Raw genomic sequence first — 23040 nt, 5'->3', positions numbered from 1 at the left:
AGAAGCATTCGTGTGTTATCAGAATTTGTACGCCTGACGCCCAATCAGCAGCCACTTGCCTTTCTGCTTCTGCCAGACCTGGAAGTTTTCAATTTCGGTGGGCACCTCGACGCCGCTGTTCACCGCCTGGGCGGAAAAGTGGTTGCGCACCAGGGCGGTGTCGCCATTGAGGGTGATGGTCTGTTTCTGCATTTCCAGGGTCTTGAAACCGCTTCTGCCGGTTTCAATGTCGGCGATAAATTCCTGCTTGTTCTGGACCTTGCCGCTGGAATGGCCGTAGGTGAGGTTGTTCGCGGTGAGGGCCTGCAGCTGCGGGATGTCCTTGTGCAGCATGGCCTGGGTCAGGTGGTCGACCGCGACGGCTACATCCTTGTCGGCTGCGGCAGGTGCGGCGGCCGCGTAACCGCTGAACAGGCACAGAAAACCAATCAGAAGCTTGACGTTTTGCATGGGTGTTTCCTTGTTGTTGTGGGTACTGGAATGACTCAGGAGGTAGGCCTAAGTCGTCGTACAACCATGCCGTATTTCGTGGGGTCAAGGAAAGTTAAATTTGGATTTGGCCAGAATATAGGCGCTGTTTGCCAGTATTAGTCGTCGTATCACTTGAGAGATAACGGTCGGCACTTCCCGTGGAAATGGCACATGGCTATGCTGTGGCCCGCGACTTAATCGCGTGGATTCGCAACGACATCCCCAGGACCATGGGCGATGGGGTGGATCAATGGCAGCGCCGCAACAGCCAGTGAGGACAACAACAAAATGACACCAGATCAAAAGTACGCGGCGGCCATGGTGCGCCTGGGTTATCAACTCAACGAGTTCAAGATCGGCGGCAACTACACGCCGCTGCTGAGGGACGGCAACCACGTTTACATCAGCGGCCAGATCCCGCGGGTGGGTGACACGATCGTGCTGCCCGGCAAGGTCGGCGAAAGCCTCAGCCTGGCCGACGCCCAAATCGCCGCCGGTGTCAGCGCATTGCGTTGCCTGGGCTTGCTCAAGCAGGCACTGGGCTCCCTGGATCAGGTCAAGGCGATCCTGAAGATCAATGTGTACGTGCGCAGTGCGGATGACTTTGACCAGCAAAGCGAAGTGGCCAACGGTGCGTCGGACCTGTTGAACGAGATCCTGGGGGCTGCCGGTTCTCACACGCGCACCTCGGTGGGCGTGCTGCAACTGCCCAAGGGCGCCGCCGTGGAAGTCGACATGATCGCTGTGGCACAGGGCTGACGCCGAGTGATCGCCGACGCTTTTACAGTCCTGATTCACTATGGGATTTATCTGCTTCCAGGGCTGATCCTGTTTGGCCTGTGGTTCGGCCTCACCCCGAAAACAATGCCGGGCGTGCGCATCGTTGTTCTGCTGTTGGCGTTCGTGCTGATGCGCGATGCGATGACGCCGCTGGGCATGTGGTCGCTGAGCACTGAGGTGCAGATCCAGTTTACGGCCAACCCCTTCGTGCTGGCTGCGCTCGGCGGCTTGTCCCTTGGGCTGATTGCACTGCTCGCGCGCCTGGCTCCGGAGTTATGGCAACTGACGGTGATGTTCAAGGGTAATCGCGGTGCAGGCCTGGCAGTGGGGCTGGTGGCCGGCTGTTTGATTGGCTTGCCATTGCGGCTGTATCAAGGCATCGAACCGGTGGCGATCCCGGCTTACTGGACCTGGCTGATGGGCATGCTGATACTTGCCTACTGCGCCAATGCGCTGGAAGAGGTGTTGTTTCGCGGCTTCTTGCAGGGTTATCTCGAACAGCACGTTACGCCGCTGCGTGCAGCGATGCTCAGCGGGTTGGCGTTCGCCGCGTGCCATTCATTTCTGGCGTTGAGCGTGACGCAACTGGGCTGGCCAGTGTTGGCCTTTACCCTGATTGAAGGCGTGGCCTGCGGGCTGGTGCGGATGCGTTACGGCGTGGTGGCGGCGACGGCCACCCATGGCACGGCGATCTTGCTGATTGCCGTACCGATGGTGTGAGCCGTCTCAGGCCTGTACATCAACGCCGATGTGGGCCTGGAGCCAGTCCTTGTAGACCGCGATGTTATCGGTCGACTGGTCGCCATTTTTCGCGGTGACAGTCCTGCCGTCCAGGCGCCCGATATCGAGCAGGTACTGAAGACCATTGGCCACATGGGTGGCGTCGCTTTTGCTGAGTGACTGAACATCGGGCAGTTCGACGGCGTTGCTTTTATCGTCGAAGGTCGCCCAGGAAGGGTTGGCCCTGGCGGTGGCAACGGTTTGCGCGGTCGAGCGCACTTGCTCCTGATAGCTGGCTTCCAGCGTGGCCTTGATCTCGGGCGTGGCGTTGGTGACTTCAATCCTCCCGGCCCGCAGGGTGCCGTTTTCCATGGATTGTGTAAATGCCTTCTGTCCCAGCGCTAACAGACTTGTCGTGCTTCCTATCATGGTGCCGCTCCCTTATTGGTAGCAGCAACAGAGCAAAACCCGGGCCATGTGCTGCATGCCTTGTGCGGCGCGGGCTGGGTGGTATTGCCGGGGCAGGGCGCAGGCCAGGAGTTGCCGGGGCTGGCAAAGGGTTGCCACGTCGGCTCGCGCGAGCGCATTTCAGAACGTTGGAAACTAAGTTCAGAATCTCCAGTCTGTAATAGCGTATCGCCACCCCTACAAGGAATTAACATGAAGCTTAAGGTCGTTTTGCTGGGCACGGTTTTGTTGGCTGCGCCGCTTTACCAAGCGGTTGCCGAGACGTGCAGGGCGAACAGTTATGGTGGGTCCGATTGCGAATACGACAATGGCACCTCTTCCAAGAGTCGCGCCAATAGCTACGGTGGGCAAGACACCCAATACAGCGATGGTACTTCCTCCAAGAGCCGCTCCAATAGTTATGGCGGGCAGGATATCCAATACGGCGACGGCACCTCGGCCAAGACCCGTTCCAACAGCTATGGTGGGCAAGACACTCAATACAGCGACGGCACCTCAGCCAAGAGCCGCTCCAATAGCTACGGCGGGCAAGACACCCAATACAGCAACGGCTCCTCCTCCAAGAGCCGCGCCAATAGCTATGGCGGGCAAAATACGACAAATAACTAATGGCCCCGACGCGGCTTTCTACCTCACCAATGACCGCTCATACGCGGCGGTCATCACCTGCCACGTCTGCGCATCTGCCGGAATCAAATGCTCGATGCGCAACGACGTTACCGTAATGTCCTGAGGCATGCCGAAGGTGGTGAAGGTCGACATGAAGTTCAGCTCACCTTCACGCGAGTTGACGCGTGTCAGCACCAGTGGCGGCGGTTCATTGACCAAGGCTTCGGTACTTTGCGGGGCCGGCAGGCTGTCCAGAAGCCTGGCAAGTTCGGGATTGCCCAACGCCTCGCGCGTCGCCCGTTGCCAGGCGATGGTGCGGATTTCTTCAGCGTTGATCAAATGATCACCCAGGCCGCCAGGCTGTAGCAGGGTGACCAGCAAATTCAATCCATCAGCCGCCTCCGGCTTGATCCCCACCAGCTCGAACAGTACCTGCGTACTGGCGTTGGCGGCGAGCACTTCCCAGTGACTGCCCAATACGATCGCCGGCGCAGGATTATTCGCGTGGAGCACATGGCTGATCGCCTCGCGAATGGCCTCCATCGACGGCGAGGAAAGCGGGGTTTCCTCATAACGCGGGGCGAAGCCGGCGGCGAGGAACACGCTGTTGCATTGCTCCAGCGGAACCTCCAGCGCCATCAGCAAATTATGCAAGGTGCCCGGGCTCGGCTTGGCGCGCCCGGTCTCGATGCAGCTCAGGTGGCGTTGGGAAATCCCGGTGATCAGCGCCAGTTCCAGCTGGCTCAATCTGGCGTGCCGGCGCAGCACCCGCAGTTGCGTGCCGGCGCTGGTGTCGGGGTTGGCGCGGGGGAAAGGTTGGCTGCTCATGGGTTGACTCTGGCCGGGCGGGTCGGTGGTGTCGATGACCTTTGAGGTCATTGAGAGGGGAGCGACGTTATCACTAATGTGCAGCTTCCCGAACCGTTGTCTCCAAGGAGGAAGCATGCGCAGACCCTGGATTGCCCTGGCCGGGTTGTTGGCTTTTGCCCTGTACACATTGATCACGATGCTTATCGCCAATCAATCGCTCATGGCGTTCGGACGTGAATTGATATCGAGGCCGGACACTGTCCAGGTGGTGATTGACTTGTATCTGATGGCGGCCTTGGCGGGCGTGTGGATATATCGGGATGCGCGGGCCAGGGGCAAATCCCTGGCGTCGGTATTGCCCTATTTACTGGTAACGGCGGTTTTCGTATCCATCGGTCCGCTGCTGTATATCGTGGTCAACGGGTTCCGCGAACCTTCAGGGGGCCGGTGATGGAGGTTTATGCGCTGTGCGTACTGGTGCTGTTCTTGAAGATGCTGGCGATCTCCTGTTACCAGGGTTTCTTTCGGCTCAGATACCGTGCATTCACCAACCCCGAGGACGCCGGTTTCTTCCATCGCGATGCGAATCCCCGGGAATTACCGCAAGTCTCCCGGGCCGCGAGAGCCTGGGCCAATGACCTGGAAAATATTCCGTTGTTTTTCGTTTTGGGTGGGTTGTGCGTTGCAGTGGAGGCGACCGGCGTTGCCACGACGTGGCTGTTCTGCACGTTCACCGTCGCGCGGGTGATGCATACGGTGATGTACCTGAGAGGCCGCCAGCCATGGCGTACGGTCGCTTATGGCGTGGGCCTGATCTGTTTATTGGGACTTGCGGGGGGCATTGGATTGAGATTGATATGGCGATGACAACTCACTGTAGGAGCGAGCTTGCTCGCGAAGGTCGTTAACGATGACGCTTGCACACTGGTTCAGCGCGGCGCCCTCGGGTTCTTCGCGAGCAAGCTCGCTCCTACAGGGAGGCAGTTTTTTTAGATCCGCGCCAACGCCTGCGCCAGATCCGCCCGCAGGTCTTCCACATCCTCAACTCCCACCGACAACCGCACCAACCCATCTCCAATCCCCAACTGCGCCCGCGTCGCTGCCGGAATGCTCGCATGGGTCATGATCGCCGGGTGTTCGATCAAACTTTCAACGCCCCCCAGGCTTTCAGCCAACGCAAAGATCTTCACGTTTTCCAGGAAGCGTGTCGCACCCGCCAGGTCGCTTTTCAGGTCCACCGAAATCATCCCGCCAAACCCACGCATTTGCCGGCGTGCCAGCTCATGCTGCGGATGCGATGCCAGGCCGGGGTAGTAAACCCGTGCCACCTGCGGCTGGTGCTCCAGCCATGTCGCCAGTTCCAGCGCATTGCTGCAATGGCGCTCCATGCGCAGCGCCAATGTCTTCACCCCACGCAGGGTCAGGAACGCGTCAAACGGACCGGCAATCGCACCCACGGAGTTTTGCAGAAAGCCCACGCGTTCGGCCAGTTCAGGATTCTGGCCCACCACCGCAATGCCGCCAATCACATCGGAGTGGCCGTTGAGGTACTTGGTGGTGGAGTGCACCACGATGTCGAAACCCAGTTCCAGCGGGCGCTGGATCCATGGGCTGGCGAAGGTGTTGTCGGCCACGCAGATGATGCCCCGGGCCTTGCAGATACGGGCGATGGCACTGAGGTCGGTCAGGCTCAGCAGCGGGTTGCTCGGGGTTTCGACCCAGACCATCCGCGTGTCGTCCTGCAACGCGGCTTCGAAAGCCGACAGGTCGGTCAGGTCGACGAAGCTGAAACGATGCCCGGCGCTGCGTTGGCGAACTTTGTCGAACAGGCGGAAGGTGCCGCCGTACAAGTCGTTGCCGGAAACTACGTGGGAACCGGCGTCGAGCAGTTCCAGCACGGTGGAAATCGCCGCCAGCCCGGAGGCGAACGCGAAGGCCTGGGTGCCGCCTTCCAGATCGGCCACGCAGCGTTCCAGGGCAAAGCGCGTCGGGTTATGGGAGCGCCCGTAGTCGAAGCCTTTGTGAACGCCGGGGCTTTCCTGCAGGTAGGTGGAGTTGGCGTAGATCGGCGGCATCAGCGCCCCGGTGGTCGGGTCGGGGGATTGCCCGGCATGGATCACGCGGGTGGCGAAGGCGCTCTTATCGTGCTGGGTCATGCAAGGGATCTCCGTAGGTGATTAAGCAGGTCGACGCGGGTGATCAGGCCGTGAAAGCCCGACGCGTCAGCAATGATTGCCACCAGTCCGCGATCCAGTTCGGCCTGCAATTGCGCAAGGCTGGCGCTGGGCGCAAGGGTGTGCAGGGCGTTGGTCATGGCGCTGGCCACGGTCATGGAAAAGTGCGCGGCGTTCTGATGCAGGCCGAGCAATACGTCTGACTCGTCGAGCACCCCCACCAGTTTTTGGCCGTCCACCAGCACCGGCAATTGCGAGACATCGGCCAGGCGCATGCGCTGGAAGGCGGTGAGCAGGCTGTCGTCGGGGCCGACGCTGATCACTCGGCCGTCCTCGAAACGGCGGGCGATCAGGTCGCGCAGGTCGCCGTAGTGTTTGTATTGCAGCAGGCCGGCGTCGTTCATCCATTGGTCGTTGTAGACCTTCGACAGGTAGCGCGTACCGGTGTCGCACACGAAGGTGACGACGCGCTTGGGTTCGGTCTGTTCACGGCAATAGCGCAGGGCGGCGGCGAGCAGGGTGCCGGTGGAAGAGCCGCCGAGAATGCCTTCGGCCCGCAGCAGTTGGCGCGCGTGGTCGAAGCTTTCTTCGTCGCTGATGGAATAGGCGTGGCGCACGCTGGAGAGGTCGGCGATGGAGGGGATGAAGTCTTCGCCGATGCCTTCCACGGCCCACGAGCCGGGTTCGATCATGGTGCCGCTGCGGCTGTATTCAGCCATCACCGAGCCGACCGGATCAGCCAAGACCATGGCCAGGTCGGGTTGTACACGCTTGAAGAAACGCGTCAGGCCGGTGAGGGTGCCGGCCGAGCCGACGCCGACCACAATGGCGTCGAGATCATGCTGGGTCTGAGCCCAGATTTCCGGCGCAGTGCTGGTCTCGTGGGCCAGGGGGTTGGCCGGGTTGTTGAACTGGTCGGCGAAGAACGAATCGGGAATGTCCTTGGCCAGCCGCGCGGCGACGTCCTGGTAATACTCGGGGTGGCCCTTGCCGACGTCGGAGCGGGTGATGTGCACCTCGGCGCCCATGGCTTTCAGGTGCAAGACCTTTTCGGTGGACATCTTGTCCGGCACCACTAACACCACACGGTAACCTTTGGCGCGACCCACCAGCGCCAGGCCGAGGCCAGTATTGCCGGCGGTGGCTTCGATGATGGTGCCACCGGGGCGCAGGCGGCCGTCGCGTTCGGCGGCGTCGATCATGGCCAGGCCGATGCGGTCCTTGATCGAGCCGCCGGGGTTCTGGGATTCAAGCTTGAGGAACAGCGTGCATGGGCCGGTATCGAAGCGGCTGACCCGCACCAGCGGGGTGTTGCCGATCAGTTCAAGCACGGCGGGGCGGGAAGCGGTGGGCATGTCGTCACCTGGCTACGGAATGGGCGTATGGGATGGACAGCAGTTTTTAAAGCATGGTTTCGAACATAGGCCGGTATCGACCCGCTCGCAACCGCGCGGCCGCCTGAATGTCTTTTTTTGGCGCATTGCTGCTTCATCACGGAGCACGGTTGAGGGCGGCCAATCCGTCGGTTTTCTGCCAACGCCACGTATTCATTGGCTTGCAGCTGATTGGCCCAGCGCTTGCTAAAAGAAATCCAAACTTGGATACAAGATGGAATCCTCAATGCGCAACGAACAACTTGGCTGGACCCTTGGCGAATGGCAGGCCGCTTACCGCAGCCAGGCGCTGACCCCCGACATCCTGTTGACCCTGGCGGGCACGTTTCCCGCCGAGGACAACGCCTGGATCAGCCGGGTACAACCGCAGCAGTTGCGTGACCAGTTGGCGCAACTGGCCGAACGGCTTGCGGCGGCCGATGGCGATATCGACAAGCTGCCGCTGTACGGCGTGCCGTTTGCCATCAAGGACAACATCGATGCGGCAGGTTGGGAGACCACGGCGGCGTGTCCGGAGTTTGCCTATCGCGCTGCGGCGGATGCCACGGTGGTGGCCCGGCTGCGGGCGGCCGGGGCGATCCTGATGGGCAAGACCAACCTGGATCAGTTCGCCACTGGCCTGGTAGGTACGCGCTCGCCCTACGGTGCAGTGGGCAACAGTTTCAATCCGGATTACGTCAGCGGCGGCTCCAGCTCAGGTTCGGCTTCGGTGGTTGCGCGAGGCCTGGTAGCGTTTTCCCTGGGCACCGACACCGCCGGTTCCGGCCGGGTGCCGGCGGGCTTCAACAATATCGTCGGGTTGAAGCCGACCAAGGGGCGTTTGTCCAACTCCGGGTTGGTGCCGGCGTGCCGGACTGTGGACTGTATTTCGGTGTTTGCGCTGACGGTTGAAGATGCCGAGACGGTTGCGGGCCTCGCTGCTGCTTACGACGCCAGCGACGCCTATTCACGCGTCAATCCCAACACTGCTCCCGTAGCGGTCGGCGCCACTATCAAACTGGCGGTGCCGGCCAGCCTGGAGTTTTTTGGCGACGCGCAGAACCAGGCCGTGTTCGAACAGGCGCTGCTCAGGTTTCAGGCACTCGGTGCTGAGATCACGGCGGTGGATTTCAGCCCGTTCCAGCAACTTGCTGAGCAGCTTTATTACGGGTCTTGGGTTGCGGAGCGCACGGTCGCGCTGGAAGGCATGCTCGCCAGCAACCCCAGTGCGATCAACCCGGTGGTGCGTGGCATCGTTGAAAACGGCCACCAGTACAGCGCTTGCGATGCCTATAAAGCCGAATACCTGCGGGCCGAACTGAGCCGCCGCATCAACGACAGCCTCACCGGTTTCGATGCCTTGCTGGTGCCGACCTCGCCGACGATCCGTACCCTGGCGGAAATGGCCGTGGAGCCGGTGCTCTACAACTCGCAGTTTGGTTTCTACACCAACTTCACCAACCTGGCCGATCTCTCGGCGCTGGCCGTGCCCGCCGGGCTGCGCAGCGATGGCCTGCCGTGCGGCGTCACCCTCATTGCGCCTGCATGGCACGACACGGCCCTGGCGCATCTGGGCAAACGCTGGCAGGCCGGCCTCGATCTGCCGCTGGGCACCACCGGACGCCACCTGCCACACCAGGGACCCGAACGACAGGCTCCGGGCAGCGTGCGGGTAGCGGTGGTGGGTGCGCACCTCACCGGGATGCCGCTGAATTTCCAACTGACCCGCCGCAACGCTGTGCTGGTGGAGCAAACCCTGACGGCGGGCCACTACCGCTTGCATGCGCTGCCAGGCACGGTTCCGCCCAAGCCTGGGCTGGTCAAGGATGACTCGGGCAGCGCGATCATCGTCGAGCTGTGGGACATGCCCATCGCTCGCTTTGGCGAGTTCGTCGCGGAGATTCCCGCGCCGCTGGGCATCGGCAACCTGACCCTGGCGGACGGGCGCAGCGTGAAAGGGTTTATCTGCGAGCCCTGGGCCCTGGCCGGTGCTACCGACATCACAGAATTCGGCGGCTGGCGCGCCTACATGGCGAGCAGGAAATAGGCATGCAGCTCTCAACCATGAGAAAGCCCAGCGAGCGGCCGGACAGCCTGGCGGAACGGGTTTACCAGCAGTTGAAGGACGACATCTTCGACTTTCGTTTGTTGCCGGGTGACCGCTTCAGTGAGGGTGACGTGGCCGAGCGCATGCAGGCCAGCCGCACGCCGGTGCGCCAGGCGCTGTATCGGCTGGAGCGGGAAGGGTACCTGGAGGTGTTTTTCAGGAGTGGCTGGCAGGTGCGGCCGTTCGACTTCAACTATTTCGAAGAGCTTTACGACGTTCGGATCGTGCTGGAGTTAGCCGCCGTCAGCCGCTTGTGTGGCATGGCGGAGCAAGGCCTTGAAGGGCTTGAGGCGATTTGGCAGGTGGACGAAAGTGCCCGGCTGGATGACGCTCAGCTCGTTTCGGCGCTGGATGAGGCGTTTCACTGCGGGCTGGTGCAGGCCACGGGCAACGCAGAAATGGCGCGCATGCATTACGAGATTACCGAGAAAATCCGCATCATTCGGCGGCTGGATTTCACTCAGCAATCGCGAATTGCGGCGACGTATGAGGAGCACGGAAGAATCCTCGATGCGATCTTGCAACGGCAAAGCGACCAGGCGCAGCAACTGCTCAAGACCCACATTGAGGTGAGCAAGCAGGAAGTGCGCAAGATCACGTTGCACAGATTGGCGGTGGCGAGAGGATAAACCGCACCCCTGTGGCGAGGGAGCTTGCTCCCGCTGGGCTGCGCAGCAGCCCTAGTCCAGACACCTCTTTTCGGCAGATAAAATGGGGTGTCTGGTTTTGGGGGCGCTTCGCACCCCAGCGGGAGCAAGCTCCCTCGCCACAGGTTATTCGAGCGTGGCCAAGACTTGCTGCAATTGATTCACCACCGTCTCACTCGCCGCCAGCATCGGCGCCCGCAACTCACTGCCGATCAACCCTTCCATCGCCAGTGCCGCCTTCACCGGCGCCGGATTGGGCTCCACGAACATTGTGTGAATCAACGGCAGCAAACCGAAAAACGTCTTACGAGCCGCCATCAATTGGTTATCCCGAACCTGCCGATGCAGCGTCACAAAATCCTCGGTCCGCACATGCGCCGACGCGGCAATCGCACCGGTCGCTCCCAGGCACAGTGCGTTGAATATCTGCACATCCTCGCCACACAACACATCAACCTTCCCACTGGCCAACAACGCCAGGGTGTTGGCCAGGTTGCCGCCGCAATCCTTGATCGCGACGATCCGTTCATGGGCAACGATGTTCAGCAGCGTCGCCTGTTCGAAGGCAATGCCGGTGCGATAGGGAATGTCATACAGAATGATCGGCACACTGGAGGCATCGGCCACGGTGCGGAAGAACGCCTCAAGGCCCGCCTGGGACGGGCGTATGTAGCTCGGCGGCGGCACCAGCAAGCCGGCCACCGGGCGCTTCAGGATTTCGGCCTGGAACTGCAACAGCTCAATCTGGTTATACCCGGCCAGACCCATCACCACTTGCTGCGCCGGTACCAGTTCCAGTACTGCATCCAGCATCGCCAACTGCTCATGGCGGCTCAACGAGGCAGCTTCGCCGGTGGTGGTACAGACCATGATCCCGGCCACGCCTTTTTCCAGCAGATGGCAGACCAGGCGGCGCAAGCCAATGAAGTCGATGGCGCCGTTATGAAACGGTGTAACCACGGGAACCCAGATACCTTGAAACGATGACATGCGCTTTCTCCTGATGGTTGACCGATTTCGTCACCGTCAGAAGGGCAGAGGGAAGTAAGCAAGAGGAGGGGGCCTTCGCGCTCAATGTCCTGTCAGCTCATCTGACGGGACAGCGCGCCCCGGTCACATGAGCGACTGTTTCTTCGATTTGAGGGCGTGCGCAACGCAACCTTGCGCCTTGGCAATCAAGCCAATGACGGAAAAGTTGAAGGTCGTTGCAGACATTGAGGACACACCCTGAAGAAGACGCTCATCTTTATGGATTATTACAGGGTGTGTCAACTCGCAGCGATCAGGCGCGGTTCAACCAGTGGCGCACGAAACGCACCTGTTCCGCCGACAGTTCTGCGTCTTCCGGCGCGCCCATGAAACCGCCGTGGGGCATCGCTTCAAAAATATGCAGATCCACCGGCACCTCGGCCCGTCGCAGTGCGCGATGCAGGCGCACAGCGTTGGAGAGGAACAGGTCACGGGTGCCGCTTTGCACGAACGTCGGCGGGAAGCCCTTTGCGAAATCTCCGAACAATGGCGACAGGTACGGATGAGACAACTCCGCGCCGGCGGCGTACAGCAGATTGGTGCTCATCAGCGGGTTGGGCAGCACCACGTCGACGGTGCGGTTGACCTGGAAGCTGTCGCCCGATTCGGTCAGGTCCACTTCGGGTGACAGCAATACCAGCGCGGCCGGCAGCGGCAAGCCTTCGTCGCGGGCCCGCAGCACCGTGGCGGCGGCAAGGTTGCCACCGGCCGAGCGCCCGCCGATCACGATCTTGTCCGGGGTGTGGTGCGCCAGTACGTGCCGGTAGGTGGCCATGCAGTCATCGAGTGCCGCCGGGTACGGATAGTCAGGCGGCATGCGGTAGTCCACGCCGTAGCAGGTCATGCCATGCAGGTCGGCATGTCTGCCGGCGGCGAGGCGGGCATTTTCGCCGCCGCCGAACACCAGGGCGCCGCCGTGCAGGTCGATATAAGCGAACTCGGCGCCGTCGGCTGGGGTTGCCCGGTACACGGTGGCGCTTGCGACGGTGATCGTCTCGACGAGGGCGCGCAGGCTCGCCGCTTGCCCCACCTGTGACGCGGCGTAGTTTTGGGCGACGGCGGCTTGCATGCGACGCCAGCCATCGTGGTCATCGGCGGCGGGCATGGCGTACAGGCTGTTCAGCGGCACGCCCTCGTCATTCACCGAGCGACGCAGCATCGCCTGGGCCTCGGGGCTGATGGATTGCGGGACCGGGAGTGTTCGCGGGTCGATCCTTACACCGTTACTCATTATCTGCACCGTGGGGTTAAAGCGGGGGGCGTGCCAGGACGCGAACGCATTCTTGTCGGTAGCGGTACTACACTGCAAGTCCGAACCTCCACGCTGGAGAACACTCATGCTCAGCAAAAACACGGTGTGCCTTTGGTACGACGGCAGCGCACTGGACGCTGCCAACTTCTACGCCAAGACCTTCCCGGACAGTGCGGTGACCGCAGTCCATCACGCGCCCGGGGATTATCCGGCCGGCAAGCAGGGCGATGTGTTGACCGTGGAATTCACGGTCATGGGCATTCCTTGCCTTGGCCTGAACGGCGGCTCTGGCGTGCAGCACAACGAGGCGTTCTCGTTCCAGGTGGCCACCGACGATCAGGCGGAAACCGATCGCTTGTGGCACGCAATTGTCAGCCATGGCGGCCAGGAAAATGTCTGCGGCTGGTGTCAGGATAAATGGGGTGTGAGGTGGCAGATTACCCCGAGGGTGCTGAGCGCGGCGATCACCCATCCCGATCCGGCAGCGGCCAAGCGGGCGTTTGACGCGATGATGGGGATGACCAAGATCGATGTCGCGGGGATTGAGGCGGCGCTTAAAGGTTGAGCGGCTGAACGCGTCCGCCACGCTTGGATTCATACAGCGCCGCATCACTTTGTTCAATCAAGCCGACGCGGCCCAGCGCGACGGTGCGCTCGTTCGAGGTGTTGTTAAGCAGGATCACAAACTCGTCACCGCCCAACCTATTTCCCCGGCAACTCGTTGAATGGAATGATCGACCTGGGCGGTGTTGATCCATCCAGTGCCTTGCGCCAATAACCTACGTCATGCCACTGACCATGCTTGAATCCGACTTCGGGATACGTCCCGATATGCGTGAAGCCCAACGCTTCATGCAACCCCACACTCCCGGCGTTCGGCAGGGCGATCCCGGCATAGGCCGCGTGGTAGCCCTGGCGCACAAGCAGGGGCAATAACTGTTGGTATAACGCCCGGCCGATTCCGTTGCGATGTGCCGCAGGATCGATATACACCGTGACATCCACCGACCAGCTATACGCTTCCCGGGCGCGATGCGGGCTGGCATAGGCGTAGCCCACGACCTGACCGTCGCGCTCGGCTACCAGGTAGGGATAAAGATCCAGCGTGGTAGTGATCCGCTGGGCCATCTCTTCGATGCTCGGAGCTTCCTGCTCGAAAGAGATCGCCGTGCGTTCAACCATGGGTGCATAAATCGCCTGGATGGCGGGTGCATCTGCTACGACTGCCACCCTTACATTGACGGTGAAACTCATCCTTTATCCTCTTTTTCAGGCTCTGCGTGCCATCAGCAACACCGTCGCGGCGGCCGACAACAACCCCGCACAGCAGCGGTTGAAAATCCGCTTGCCCCGAGCCTGCGAAAACCAGCGGCGCATATGCAAACCCATATAGGCGTAGGCGCTGATGGCGATCCATTCCAGGGCCAGGAACATCACACCCAGCAGGGCGAATTGCGGTGTGATCGGCTGTGCCGGGTCGACGAATTGCGGTAGGAAGGCGGTAAAAATCAGGATTGCCTTGGGATTGCCGGCGGCCACCAGGAACTCCTGTCTTGCCAATGCCCACAAACCGGCCTTGGGCGCTGTCGACTCAGCCTCCGCTTGCGGGTTGGCCCGCCACAGTTGATACGCCAGATAAAACAGATACGCGGCGCCCAGGATCTTGATCCCGTAGAACAGCAATTCTGAAGTTTGCAACACCACCGCCAGCCCGGCGGACGCGAGGGCGATCATCCCGGCGAAGGCCAGCAAGCGCCCGACGCCCGCCAGGCACGAAGTACGGTAGCCGTAGCGGGTGGAGTTGCTCACGGACAGCAGGTTGTTCGGGCCGGGCGCCATGTTCAGGGCGAAGCAGGCCGGGAGGAAGAGGGTTAGGGTGGCGAGGTCCATGAGGGCTCCGGCGGGCGTTGGCAGGTAAGGCCACGAGGATAAGGGATGTGAGGCGGTTGAACAATTTGCGCTAATGGGTAGAACCGATGGCGCTCTGCCCATGTCTGTGAGTCGCGGATAAATAGGCCGTTACCCGTGACGCTCATTCGTTAATATGCCCGGCATGCCAATCGGGTAAAGGAAGTTGGCGTGAAGCACGAAGTGCTTTTCCCGGGAATTTAAAAATAGAGTAGGCAGGGAATGGAATATCCTTCATTTGAAAACAAATCAAAGAAAAGAACCTTGTTGTTGGTGGTGTGTCTGGTATTTGGAGCATGGATTGCTTATATGCTCTGGGCCGCTCGTATTGGAATGCGAACGGTTTTAATGCCATCGATTCCCGAGTGGACGACCTATATAGTCGTTGGTTGTCTGGTTGGACTCTTTTTTGCTGCAAGGGCCACCTACTATCGTCCGGCTGTAAGAAACCCGAACCGTGTTGGAGAATCTTTTTTTGGTGGTTTTTGCCTGGGTCTGATTTTGTCCTTACACAGTTATGACGTCGTTACGTACCTGTTGCCCGGCGACATTGTTCAGTATGCGTCACCTTACGAGCTGGATACTCCGGGGCCCTACGTTGGAAAGTTCAGTCGTTGTGAGGCGGGTCTGCGGATTAAGGATTTAAAGACTGAGCGCTGGGTTGAGCTTTGTACCACTCAGTCGGAACTCAACGATCAAAGAAAGAAAGGCATGAATGCAGTGTGGGTGACTGCTCATTCAAACAAGATAGGTTCTTATATTGAGGCGTATGAATTTATTTATAAATAAATCATGTCGTCGTTTTACCCACCCTCGTTCATAAACCAACGGCTCATTGTGAGCCGGGAGGGATAGGTTTCGGTTTGCCATCAGTCACTTGTGACCGGAAGCTGGTTGCAAGGTACCGGTGAATAACTGGCTTAGCTTAGTTGCCTTGCATATCGGGCGACCTGTTCAGGAAACAGCTCACCATAAGGGGGGTGGGAAATGCCAAGAACGTTAACCTCAATTAAGTCAGGTAGAAGCGCTTCCGAGTAATCCAGGATACTAACGCCTGCACACTGAATGACTTGGCCCGTTTCGGTTTGAACCGAAAGCCCCAGAGCCGACTGATCACGGTGGTTCGTACGGCACTCGTTTTGGATCAATCGGTATCCATCGACTGGCTCGAATCTGCCGAATGCGACACCCATAGGAGGGTCGCCCTCATCGAGTGCCGAGTACCCGGCTAGAACCGTCCCGCTGTAAATTGAAAATCGCGGCAAGTGATTACCCATTCAGTTAAGGCTTGTAACGGCGCATCCGCGCTCCGTAGTCGATTAGTTTCCTGGGTGAATCCATATCGGCAATTAAAGCCTAATTCTGCAGGTTCAACAGGTGGGTGGCACAAGGCCGCATCTTGCCATAAACCTGCTGCGTTGCATTATGCAATCTTGCGCACTGTTGAAAGCCTCAGATGCATAGATCCGCCCCTTACCTTCAAAGAGCCGCATAGACAAGGGATGAAAGCAGGCCGGGACGGGGATCAATCATCGAATGGCTGCCCGAGGTGGTGGTGACAAAGCCAAAGCTCACTTGCCTTTCGGGATCGGCGAAACTGATCGGGCCGCCAAGCCCGATATGGCCGAAGGTGTTTGGGCCCATCGCATGGGAAGCCGTCGGGTCTCGTTGCTGCTCCAGCATGCAACCCAATCCATAACGCATGGGGCGCATCCATACCCGATCCATGCCGTGACTGTGCTCTCGAGTGAACTCACTAAGCAGTTCGGGACCGATAAAGTTTCCCGCCATCAGTGCGCTGTAGAAACCGGCCAAGCCGTGAGCCGAACCGTGTCCACACACGGCGGGTTGCCGGTAGGCCCACCAGCGCGGGTCACTGGTTCGTCTTGGCACCATTCCGGGATTGGTGAAGGCGAGTGTCGCGATATGTGACGGCTCGTTTTTCACCACGGTTCGCAATGCCTGCGAGTAAGGATCACCGACCCGTCCCGTGGCACTGTCGAAACGCGCGATACGATGAAAGTGTTCTGCGTCCACGCCAAGGTGCACGTCCAACTCATGGGGATCCAGAATCTCTTCGTGGATAAACACACAAGGATCTCGCCCGTCCACCCGACGAATCAATTCACCGAGAATCCAGCCAAACGTGGTGGTGCCGTACCCCAGGTCTGTTCCCGCTTCCCACCAAAGCGGCTCGGCTTCCAGGACCCGCAGCATATGTTCCCAGTCATACATCATGGGGTTATGGTCGGGTGCTCGCAGCGCCGGCAGGCCTGCGGTGTGGTTCATCACTTGGCGCAAGGTGACCCGTGCTTTCCCGCTCTGGGCGAATTCAGGCCAGTAACGGGCCACGGGCGCATCCAGCTCCAATTTGCCGTCCTCGACCAACATCAGGACGGCCACCGCGACATAGGGTTTTATAACGCAAAAGGTATTGGCCAGCGTATCGCGGGTCCAGGGCTTCGTGCCTGCCAGATCCGCCATGCCCGCCCAGAGGTCGACAACTGTCTCTGCGCCTACCTGCACGCATAGGCCGGCCCCACGTTCCTGCGGATCATCAAACATGTCCTCGAAGGCCTGCTTGACCGCTTCAAACGGCTTCGCACACATCCCTTGCGCTTTCATACCTCAATGTCCTCTATTTGAAGTGCGGCCCTTGATACTTGCCGAACACCGATAATGGTCGTGGGGGACTTCACCCACGAGACCGAGTTTGGGAGTGCTCCATGGAGAAGCGGTTCGCTCGCTTGTAGGTGCCGAAGTCATTGAACCTGACACCGGCCTGGGCCATGACTTTATGAGCATACGGTGCCGTCATCTGGCGCAGATAAAACGGGTCTCTCACCACGAAGTGATGGATGCTGTGGGTGCTGCCAAAGTTAAAACAGAACAACTGGAACGGCCACAGCCACCAAGGGTTCATCACTTGGGTTTGTTGTAATGCGTTACGCGGGGCAACATCGCCGTAGTAGTGCATATTTGAGCTTATAAAGAATAGGCAGAACTGCCGTATCATATTGGGCGCTATAAGAATAACTACTGCGCTATTGATGATGCCCATTAATTCCAGCGTCGTGGCAGAGCTGTGAACCTCCATCCCAATCATTGACCCAAACCAGACATACAGGTGGTAGCCGAGGAACACATACCAGCACCCCCAATACAGAAGCCCGAATGGTGTATTGAGCCGAATAATCTTGCCTAACAATTTTACCTTTTGCCCCCATCCCGGGGCAAAAACCGCATTTAGAAAACCAAATACAAATCCGTCCACCAGTTTTAATAATCGCAGTATTCCCCAAGGGCTGCCGCTCGTGGTGATCCAGGCCTCGACATCCGAACCAGTTCCGGACTCCTTATGGTGATGAAAGTGCAGATTGCGCCTTAGCCACGGACTGGGCATTCCCGGCCGAGCCAGCCAGCAGAAGAGCATCATGGCATTATGGGCAAGCGGCTGCTTTCTAAAATAAAGGCGATGAATCAGGTCATGTTCGATTTCATGAATGAACGAAGTCAGCAGCGCATTGACCAAAATACACGTCCATGCGGGGATAAAACCCTTTATATAGAGCCCTCCCGTAATGACCATCCCTAGCAGGGAAAACGCCATGACACTCGCGCCCAGAGCATCCTGGTGCTGCAGGATCGGATAACGCTTTCGCAGGTAGTTCCCATGATCCGTAATACTCCGAGTTACCTTGTCAATCTTTTGCTGATCGGTAGTTGGGTGATCAATTTCGATGGTGTTTTCCATGACCTTCATCCATTCATCCTCTGATTGCATCGATAAATACCAGCGCGTCAAGTCGGTCAAGTCAATTGTTGAGGCTATAAAACAGTAGTTGCTCATATGGGTTGCTTGAATTGCGCGGGTCATTCAAGAAATACGAAATCGACTTTTTTGCGAAAAGCTTGTTAGAATTCCATGCTTCAAAATGATAGGGCAAGTTCAACTCTTTGCAACTGTGTATTTTGGGTGGGTTCAATGTTACAAGTGTTGGTGTAAGGAATTGATGATTTAGTTACAGTTTGTACAGGTATAAAATGACGCTGTACAAGTATTGCCAAGGAGGCACCATGAGATTGCATCGCATCAAATATTTCCGGCGCGCTCTACAAGAGCCCGAGATCGCCGTAGAGAAAATAACAAGCGATGATGTATTTGATGCCGTGTTTTGCGATGAGCCGGCAGACAATGCCGCGAATCCTGCAGGCCTGGAGAGGCTACTCCGCCACCTGCAGTGCGGGGATACCGTGGTGGTGGACAGCATGGCAGCGCTCACCTCCAACACGGACCAGTTGTGCACCATCATTCGCCGGTTGATTGAAAAGCAGGTCACGCTGGAGTGTTTGAACGAAAACCTGGTGTTCCGGCATGACTGTCTTGAAGTCGTGGAGTCCATCATTGCGGTAATGGAGCTGATTGCAGAGTTCGAGCGCGCTGCGATGAGGGAAAGACAGGCGGCGGGAATTGCCAGCGCAAAGCATCGTGGGACTTATAGAGGTCGCAAGAAGAAACTGTCTGACAATCAGGTTGTAAACTTAATTGACCGGGCCAGTGCAGGAGAAAGTAAATCCAAGTTGGCGCGTGATTTTGAAATCAGTCGGCAGACGCTCTATCGGTACTTGAGATCTGGATAGGGGCTTCTTCAGGTCGCACGCGGGAGCGGGTGCCAACAAGCCCCTACCGTTGAAAAAACCTTTCAGGACGGCATGGCCCGAAAGCGGCGGAGGTCTTGCCATCAGTGATTTCTTCACTGGCAAGACGTCCCACTATTGCGGCCAACGCAACCCCAGGGTGCATCACACATATGTACACGCCCTCGACGTTGGGTAGATAACCGATGATGGGGATGTTGTCTGCGGGGATGGGCCTGAGGCCGATACACGCCAACTCCGGCTCAATCGAATCAACGCCATGGAACTCGTGCCGAATGGTGTTGGCCGTGCGTAGCGCGATCGCCATCGGCTGGTTTTCCACGGCATCGCCCAGGTAATCCTCTGCCGCCAGCAACGTACCGTCGGCCGCTTGCCTGACTTCCATTTCCGGGCTGGAGATAAGTGTCTGCACCAGGTTGGATTGCGCGGTGTAGCGGATGAAAATGGACGGCGAGGCGTGTATGGGAAGGGTCGCCCCAAGCATGTCTGCCAGCGTCGAGATGCCTGTCCCGGCGGCCATTACCACAACGTCGGCATCGATGATGCCCTTGGCGGTTTCGACGCCCGTCACCCGGCCATTCGCGGTTTTGAAGCCGAGAACCCGGGTCTGTGTGTGTACCTTCGCGCCCAGCTCCTGGGCGCCAGCGACCAACGTATGGGTGACGTGCACCGCATCCAGGGCGCCTTCTTCGGCCACATACAGGGCATGTTCAGGAGGGTTTTTCAGGTTTGGCTCAAGGTCGAGAATCTGCGAGCGCGACAACCGGTGCGCCGAAGGCTGCTGCAACGCCCTTGAGTTCGCGCCGTAAGACAGGGCGCCTGTCCAACGAATGTTCAGGCCCGGCAGCTGGGTTTCAAGACGGTGATAGTCGTTGATGGCCTCGCCACGCAGGGCGGCGATCGGGTCCGGCCCTCGGTGTGAAGTGGTGATCCAGGCAAACGAAGTGGCCGTCACGCCGGAGGCGACTTCTGCAGCCTCGAGCAGGGTCACGCTCGCGCTTTTGACGGCAAGGTGATACGCCAGGGAAGCGCCGACGATGCCTGCGCCAATGACCACGACGCGCTTTTCTCTGTGCTCCTTCATATCCCGCTCCATCTATTCAAGGCCGCCTTCAGCCGCTGCGGGCAAGCGGTCGAGCTTATCGCTAAAGCCGACGGGAATTGTGCAGGTTTTGCATGACCGGTTAAAGCCATTTGCGGTAGGTTGACCACCCAGGGAACGGACCCTGTCGACCAAGGAAGCGCCTTCATATGCCAACCGCCTTTTCCCAAATCAGCGAACGCCTGAACAATCGCCGATTTATCGTAGCGGGCAACACCCACGGGCTGTCCGGTACGGGCACCGTGTTTGAATATCACGTCGATGAAGACGCCATCTGGGGCACTTACCAGGGCGGCCGGATTCGCATGGGCAATCAAGTCGGGCGCGCTACAGGCCCCGATACCATCGAGTTGCTGTATCAGTGCCTGACTACCGAGGGCGAGATTCTTGCCGGCTGGTCAAGGGGCACCGTAGGCGTTGATGACGCCGGGCATACCACTCTGACCTTCGTGTGGGGTTGGCTGTCGGGCGCGGAGGGCGGCGGGGAGTCCAGCTACGTCGAGCTTGTTGCACAGTCGTGACGGATTACGACCGCAGGGCCCCGGAAAAATCGGCGCCCGCTATTGTTTTGCCCTGATCATCAAATCCAGGTTCTGCACAGCAGCACCCGCAGCGCCCTTGCCAAGGTTGTCGAATACCGCCGCCAGCAGGACCTGGCCCGTCTCGTGGTTTTCACACACGATCAGGCGCACATCATCCGTGCCGTTCAGCGCTTGAGGGTCAAGGTAGGTCAGCTCCTTGGCGGCCTGCATCGACAGCACCTGGACATGATTCGTATCGCGGTAGTGCTGAGTCAAACAGTCATGCAACCGCGAGCCATCCACACCCGGCGCCAATAACCGACGTTGCAGCGGGATGGTCAATACGATGCCCTGGCGAAACGCCCCGTAGGCCGGCACAAAGGTCGGCCGCTCGGTCAGCCCGCTTTGCAGCTGAATCTCCGGCACATGCTTGTGTGCCAGCCCAAGCCCATACACCAGGAAGGCGGGCGCTTGTGAGGCGTCGGCGCCCTCATGTTCCTGCACCCCGGCGCGGCCCTTGCCGGAATAGCCCGACACGGCATGAATGGTCGTTGGGTAATCCTTGGGCAGCAACCCGGCCTCAAGCAAGGGGCGCAACAGTCCAATCGCTCCGGTGGGGTAGCAACCGGGGTTGCTGACCCGCTGCGCCGTGGCAATGCGTTGCGCCTGTTGCGGGCTCATCTCGGCGAAACCGTAGGTCCAGTCAGGATGAGTACGGTGGGCTGAACTCGCGTCGATCACCCGCACAGCCGGGTTCCGGATGCTGGCGACGGCATCGCGTGCGGCGTCGTCGGGCAAGCAGAGAATCGCGATGTCGCAAGCGTTGATCATCTCGGCGCGCTGCTGCGGGTCCTTGCGGTGTTCCGGGCTCAGGGTGATCAGCTGCAGATCGATGCGGTCGCGCAGGCGTTGATGGATCTGCAGCCCGGTGGTGCCTTGGTCGCCGTCGATAAATACAAGAGGATTTGCCATGGGATGCACTCGGAGAGGAAATCAGGTGTTCCAATCTTCGGCGAGTCGCTAGGATAGGAAAAGTTGAATTTCCAAACGATGAAGTTCAGGTTTTCTGAATAAGGATTGACCCATGCGCGAAATCAGCCTGGACCGCCTGCGCACGTTGGTGGCGATTGCCGACCTCGGCTCATTTGCCGAGGCGGCCCGCATGCTCAACCTGGCGCCACCCACCGTCAGCCTGCACATTGCTGATCTTGAGTCGCGAGTGGGCGGCAAGCTGTTATCGCGTACCCGTGGACGGGTTCAGCCCTCGGCGATTGGCGAAACCCTGGTGGAACGCGCGCGCCGGTTGTTGGCGGATGCGGAACAGGCGCTGGAGGACGTGGAGCGTCAGGTGCTGGGCCTGGCCGGTCGCGTGCGGCTGGGTGCATCCACCGGGGCCATCGCACAGTTGCTGCCGCAAGCCCTCGAGACTTTGAGCCAACACCACGCAGCCATTGATGTGCAGGTCGCAGTACTCACCTCGCAGGACACGCTGAAGAAACTTGCCGAAGGCACACTCGAAATTGGCCTGGTGGCGTTGCCGCAAGCGCCAGTGAAGGGTTTGCGGATCGAGCCCTGGCGGCGTGATCCGGTCATGGCTTTTTTGCCGGCGCGCCGGGAGTGCCCGGAGGTGGTGACACCTGCGTGGCTGGCCGCCCAGCCCTTGATTCTGAATGACACCACCACCCGGCTTTCACGCCTCACGTCGGAGTGGTTCGCCAGTGACGGGCATCAGCCCACGCCGCGTATTCAACTCAACTATAACGACGCGATCAAAAGCCTGGTGGCTGCCGGTTATGGCGCTACGTTGTTGCCCCATGAGGCGTCCACGCCATTGCCCGACAGCCGGATCGTGATGCGTCCAATCCAGCCCTTGTTGTGGCGCCAACTGGGGATTGCCCACCGCGCCGGGGACATCGAGCGGCCAACGCAACATGTGCTGGATGTGTTGTGGGGGTTGAGTGCGGGGTAGCCGCCTTTAAGTTGTGTGTTCAGGGCGGGACGGGTAGCCTTGCGCCCCGATGTAACTAGCCATTTCAAGGAAGGAAGCGCGCGTGAAGATTTTTCGAGGAGTGACCGGGTTGGCGGGATTAGGCCTGTTGCTCGGTTGCAGCGTTGCCGAGGCTAAAGACGGTGTCTCCTTTGGCGACGATCCGCTTGGGTGGTCATGCCTGAAGTTCTCCACCTTCACCTTGCTGACTTCGGAACTGACCACACGTCCAGGTAGTTTTTTTTCAGCCAAGAATGACGCATTGGCGTTTGTAGGGTCCGAGGGCAAGATCCGGGGTGCGTATTTTGAGCAGGCGTTGCGGGATTTTCGCGGTGCTGGCGGTAACGCGGATGTCAGCGATGCGCAGTTTGCCGAGGCGGTGGCGATCATTGAGTAAACACGTTTCAACCCTGAACCTGACCT

Annotated in this window: 28 protein-coding genes; 14 read left to right on the top strand and 14 right to left on the bottom strand. The window is 59.4% G+C overall.

Annotated features, from left to right (window positions below; translation table 11 throughout):
• Positions 1-18: 18 nt before the first annotated feature.
• Positions 19-450, bottom strand: coding sequence for a nuclear transport factor 2 family protein (locus SNL23_RS15320; protein WP_318302636.1), 432 nt, complete (start codon positions 448-450; stop codon positions 19-21).
• Positions 451-635: 185 nt separating this feature from the next.
• Here SNL23_RS15320 and SNL23_RS15315 point away from each other — a divergent pair, with 185 nt between their 5' ends.
• Genes SNL23_RS15315 through SNL23_RS15305 form a run of 3 tightly spaced genes read left to right on the top strand, consistent with a single transcriptional unit; the run spans position 636 to position 1971 of the window.
• Positions 636-746 (top strand): DUF6434 domain-containing protein, encoded by a 111-nt coding sequence (locus SNL23_RS15315; RefSeq protein ID WP_318302640.1) that lies wholly within the window; start codon positions 636-638, stop codon positions 744-746.
• Positions 747-759: 13 nt separating this feature from the next.
• Positions 760-1230: a RidA family protein gene (locus SNL23_RS15310; protein ID WP_017475185.1), complete on the top strand. Its 471-nt coding sequence runs from the start codon at positions 760-762 to the stop codon at positions 1228-1230.
• A 6-nt stretch (positions 1231-1236) separates the two neighbouring features.
• Positions 1237-1971 carry a CPBP family intramembrane glutamic endopeptidase gene (locus tag SNL23_RS15305; RefSeq protein ID WP_318302635.1) on the top strand — a complete coding sequence of 245 codons (735 nt, stop codon included), beginning with the start codon at positions 1237-1239 and terminating at the stop codon, positions 1969-1971.
• A gap of 6 nt (positions 1972-1977) precedes the next feature.
• Here SNL23_RS15305 and SNL23_RS15300 read toward each other — a convergent pair whose 3' ends face one another.
• Positions 1978-2343: a hypothetical protein gene (locus tag SNL23_RS15300; protein WP_318302634.1), complete on the bottom strand. Its 366-nt coding sequence runs from the start codon at positions 2341-2343 to the stop codon at positions 1978-1980.
• Between the two features lie 288 nt (positions 2344-2631).
• Here SNL23_RS15300 and SNL23_RS15295 point away from each other — a divergent pair, with 288 nt between their 5' ends.
• Positions 2632-3048: a hypothetical protein gene (locus SNL23_RS15295; protein ID WP_003215097.1), complete on the top strand. Its 417-nt coding sequence runs from the start codon at positions 2632-2634 to the stop codon at positions 3046-3048.
• 18 nt (positions 3049-3066) lie between these two features.
• Here the strand turns inward: SNL23_RS15295 and SNL23_RS15290 are convergent, their stop codons facing one another.
• The gene (locus tag SNL23_RS15290) at positions 3067-3876 is read right to left on the bottom strand and encodes a helix-turn-helix domain-containing protein (RefSeq protein WP_318302633.1); all 810 of its coding nucleotides are present in this window, start codon (positions 3874-3876) and stop codon (positions 3067-3069) included.
• Between the two features lie 115 nt (positions 3877-3991).
• On the opposite strand from SNL23_RS15290, the gene SNL23_RS15285 reads away from it, so the two are divergent.
• Entirely contained in the window at positions 3992-4309 is a 318-nt protein-coding gene (locus SNL23_RS15285) for a DUF2834 domain-containing protein (RefSeq protein ID WP_318302632.1), read from the top strand.
• The gene (locus SNL23_RS15280) at positions 4309-4725 is read left to right on the top strand and encodes an MAPEG family protein (protein WP_318302631.1); all 417 of its coding nucleotides are present in this window, start codon (positions 4309-4311) and stop codon (positions 4723-4725) included. Before SNL23_RS15285 ends, SNL23_RS15280 begins: the two co-directional genes overlap by 1 nt.
• 122 nt (positions 4726-4847) lie before the next feature.
• Here the strand turns inward: SNL23_RS15280 and SNL23_RS15275 are convergent, their stop codons facing one another.
• Both SNL23_RS15275 and SNL23_RS15270 read right to left on the bottom strand, forming a co-directional pair.
• The gene (locus SNL23_RS15275; protein WP_318302630.1) at positions 4848-6014 is read right to left on the bottom strand and encodes a cystathionine gamma-synthase; all 1167 of its coding nucleotides are present in this window, start codon (positions 6012-6014) and stop codon (positions 4848-4850) included.
• Positions 6011-7387 carry a cystathionine beta-synthase gene (locus tag SNL23_RS15270; RefSeq protein WP_318302629.1) on the bottom strand — a complete coding sequence of 459 codons (1377 nt, stop codon included), beginning with the start codon at positions 7385-7387 and terminating at the stop codon, positions 6011-6013. Before SNL23_RS15270 ends, SNL23_RS15275 begins: the two co-directional genes overlap by 4 nt.
• Positions 7388-7652: 265 nt before the next feature.
• Between SNL23_RS15270 and atzF the strand changes: the two genes are divergently transcribed.
• Together atzF and SNL23_RS15260 are read left to right on the top strand one after the other, a co-directional pair.
• On the top strand, positions 7653-9452 hold the full coding sequence (gene atzF / locus SNL23_RS15265; RefSeq protein ID WP_318302628.1) for an allophanate hydrolase: 1800 nt from the start codon (positions 7653-7655) through the stop codon (positions 9450-9452).
• A gap of 2 nt (positions 9453-9454) precedes the next feature.
• The gene (locus SNL23_RS15260; RefSeq protein ID WP_318302627.1) at positions 9455-10141 is read left to right on the top strand and encodes a GntR family transcriptional regulator; all 687 of its coding nucleotides are present in this window, start codon (positions 9455-9457) and stop codon (positions 10139-10141) included.
• A 144-nt stretch (positions 10142-10285) separates the two neighbouring features.
• Here the strand turns inward: SNL23_RS15260 and dapA are convergent, their stop codons facing one another.
• On the bottom strand, positions 10286-11149 hold the full coding sequence (gene dapA, locus SNL23_RS15255; RefSeq protein WP_318302626.1) for a 4-hydroxy-tetrahydrodipicolinate synthase: 864 nt from the start codon (positions 11147-11149) through the stop codon (positions 10286-10288).
• A 292-nt stretch (positions 11150-11441) separates the two neighbouring features.
• Entirely contained in the window at positions 11442-12419 is a 978-nt protein-coding gene (locus SNL23_RS15250; RefSeq protein ID WP_076013674.1) for an alpha/beta hydrolase, read from the bottom strand.
• 106 nt (positions 12420-12525) lie between these two features.
• Between SNL23_RS15250 and SNL23_RS15245 the strand changes: the two genes are divergently transcribed.
• On the top strand, positions 12526-13005 hold the full coding sequence (locus SNL23_RS15245; RefSeq protein WP_167664720.1) for a VOC family protein: 480 nt from the start codon (positions 12526-12528) through the stop codon (positions 13003-13005).
• Here SNL23_RS15245 and SNL23_RS15240 read toward each other — a convergent pair.
• The 3 genes from SNL23_RS15240 to SNL23_RS15230 are packed head-to-tail and all read right to left on the bottom strand — an operon-like array spanning position 12995 to position 14330.
• The gene (locus SNL23_RS15240) at positions 12995-13123 is read right to left on the bottom strand and encodes a hypothetical protein (RefSeq protein WP_318302641.1); all 129 of its coding nucleotides are present in this window, start codon (positions 13121-13123) and stop codon (positions 12995-12997) included. The genes SNL23_RS15245 and SNL23_RS15240 overlap by 11 nt on opposite strands.
• Positions 13124-13142: 19 nt before the next feature.
• On the bottom strand, positions 13143-13694 hold the full coding sequence (locus SNL23_RS15235) for an arsinothricin resistance N-acetyltransferase ArsN1 family B (protein ID WP_318302625.1): 552 nt from the start codon (positions 13692-13694) through the stop codon (positions 13143-13145).
• Positions 13695-13709: 15 nt separating this feature from the next.
• Positions 13710-14330, bottom strand: a complete 621-nt coding sequence (locus SNL23_RS15230; protein WP_076013671.1) for a LysE family translocator — start codon at positions 14328-14330, stop codon at positions 13710-13712.
• Between the two features lie 240 nt (positions 14331-14570).
• Between SNL23_RS15230 and SNL23_RS15225 the strand changes: the two genes are divergently transcribed.
• Entirely contained in the window at positions 14571-15137 is a 567-nt protein-coding gene (locus SNL23_RS15225) for a hypothetical protein (RefSeq protein WP_076013670.1), read from the top strand.
• A 690-nt stretch (positions 15138-15827) separates the two neighbouring features.
• Here SNL23_RS15225 and SNL23_RS15220 read toward each other — a convergent pair.
• Positions 15828-16973 carry a serine hydrolase domain-containing protein gene (locus SNL23_RS15220; protein ID WP_076013669.1) on the bottom strand — a complete coding sequence of 382 codons (1146 nt, stop codon included), beginning with the start codon at positions 16971-16973 and terminating at the stop codon, positions 15828-15830.
• A gap of 70 nt (positions 16974-17043) precedes the next feature.
• Positions 17044-18111 carry a fatty acid desaturase gene (locus SNL23_RS15215; RefSeq protein WP_318302639.1) on the bottom strand — a complete coding sequence of 356 codons (1068 nt, stop codon included), beginning with the start codon at positions 18109-18111 and terminating at the stop codon, positions 17044-17046.
• A 314-nt stretch (positions 18112-18425) separates the two neighbouring features.
• Between SNL23_RS15215 and SNL23_RS15210 the strand changes: the two genes are divergently transcribed.
• On the top strand, positions 18426-18989 hold the full coding sequence (locus tag SNL23_RS15210) for a recombinase family protein (RefSeq protein WP_318302624.1): 564 nt from the start codon (positions 18426-18428) through the stop codon (positions 18987-18989).
• Positions 18990-19032: 43 nt separating this feature from the next.
• Here SNL23_RS15210 and SNL23_RS15205 read toward each other — a convergent pair whose 3' ends face one another.
• Positions 19033-20091 carry an NAD(P)/FAD-dependent oxidoreductase gene (locus SNL23_RS15205; protein ID WP_318302623.1) on the bottom strand — a complete coding sequence of 353 codons (1059 nt, stop codon included), beginning with the start codon at positions 20089-20091 and terminating at the stop codon, positions 19033-19035.
• A 167-nt stretch (positions 20092-20258) separates the two neighbouring features.
• Between SNL23_RS15205 and SNL23_RS15200 the strand changes: the two genes are divergently transcribed.
• The gene (locus tag SNL23_RS15200; protein ID WP_318302622.1) at positions 20259-20630 is read left to right on the top strand and encodes a hypothetical protein; all 372 of its coding nucleotides are present in this window, start codon (positions 20259-20261) and stop codon (positions 20628-20630) included.
• Between the two features lie 39 nt (positions 20631-20669).
• Here the strand turns inward: SNL23_RS15200 and argC are convergent, their stop codons facing one another.
• The gene (gene argC, locus SNL23_RS15195) at positions 20670-21602 is read right to left on the bottom strand and encodes an N-acetyl-gamma-glutamyl-phosphate reductase (protein ID WP_167664713.1); all 933 of its coding nucleotides are present in this window, start codon (positions 21600-21602) and stop codon (positions 20670-20672) included.
• A 112-nt stretch (positions 21603-21714) separates the two neighbouring features.
• Between argC and SNL23_RS15190 the strand changes: the two genes are divergently transcribed.
• Positions 21715-22599 (top strand): LysR family transcriptional regulator, encoded by an 885-nt coding sequence (locus SNL23_RS15190; protein WP_167664712.1) that lies wholly within the window; start codon positions 21715-21717, stop codon positions 22597-22599.
• Positions 22600-22681: 82 nt separating this feature from the next.
• Positions 22682-23014 (top strand): DUF2388 domain-containing protein, encoded by a 333-nt coding sequence (locus SNL23_RS15185; protein WP_076013663.1) that lies wholly within the window; start codon positions 22682-22684, stop codon positions 23012-23014.
• The last annotated feature ends 26 nt before the right edge of the window (positions 23015-23040 follow it).

The organism is Pseudomonas sp. SED1, from assembly GCF_034044025.1.
GTDB lineage: Bacteria > Pseudomonadota > Gammaproteobacteria > Pseudomonadales > Pseudomonadaceae > Aquipseudomonas.
The sequence above is the reverse complement of the archived record's forward strand: the minus strand, read 5'-3'. Positions and strand labels throughout refer to the sequence as shown.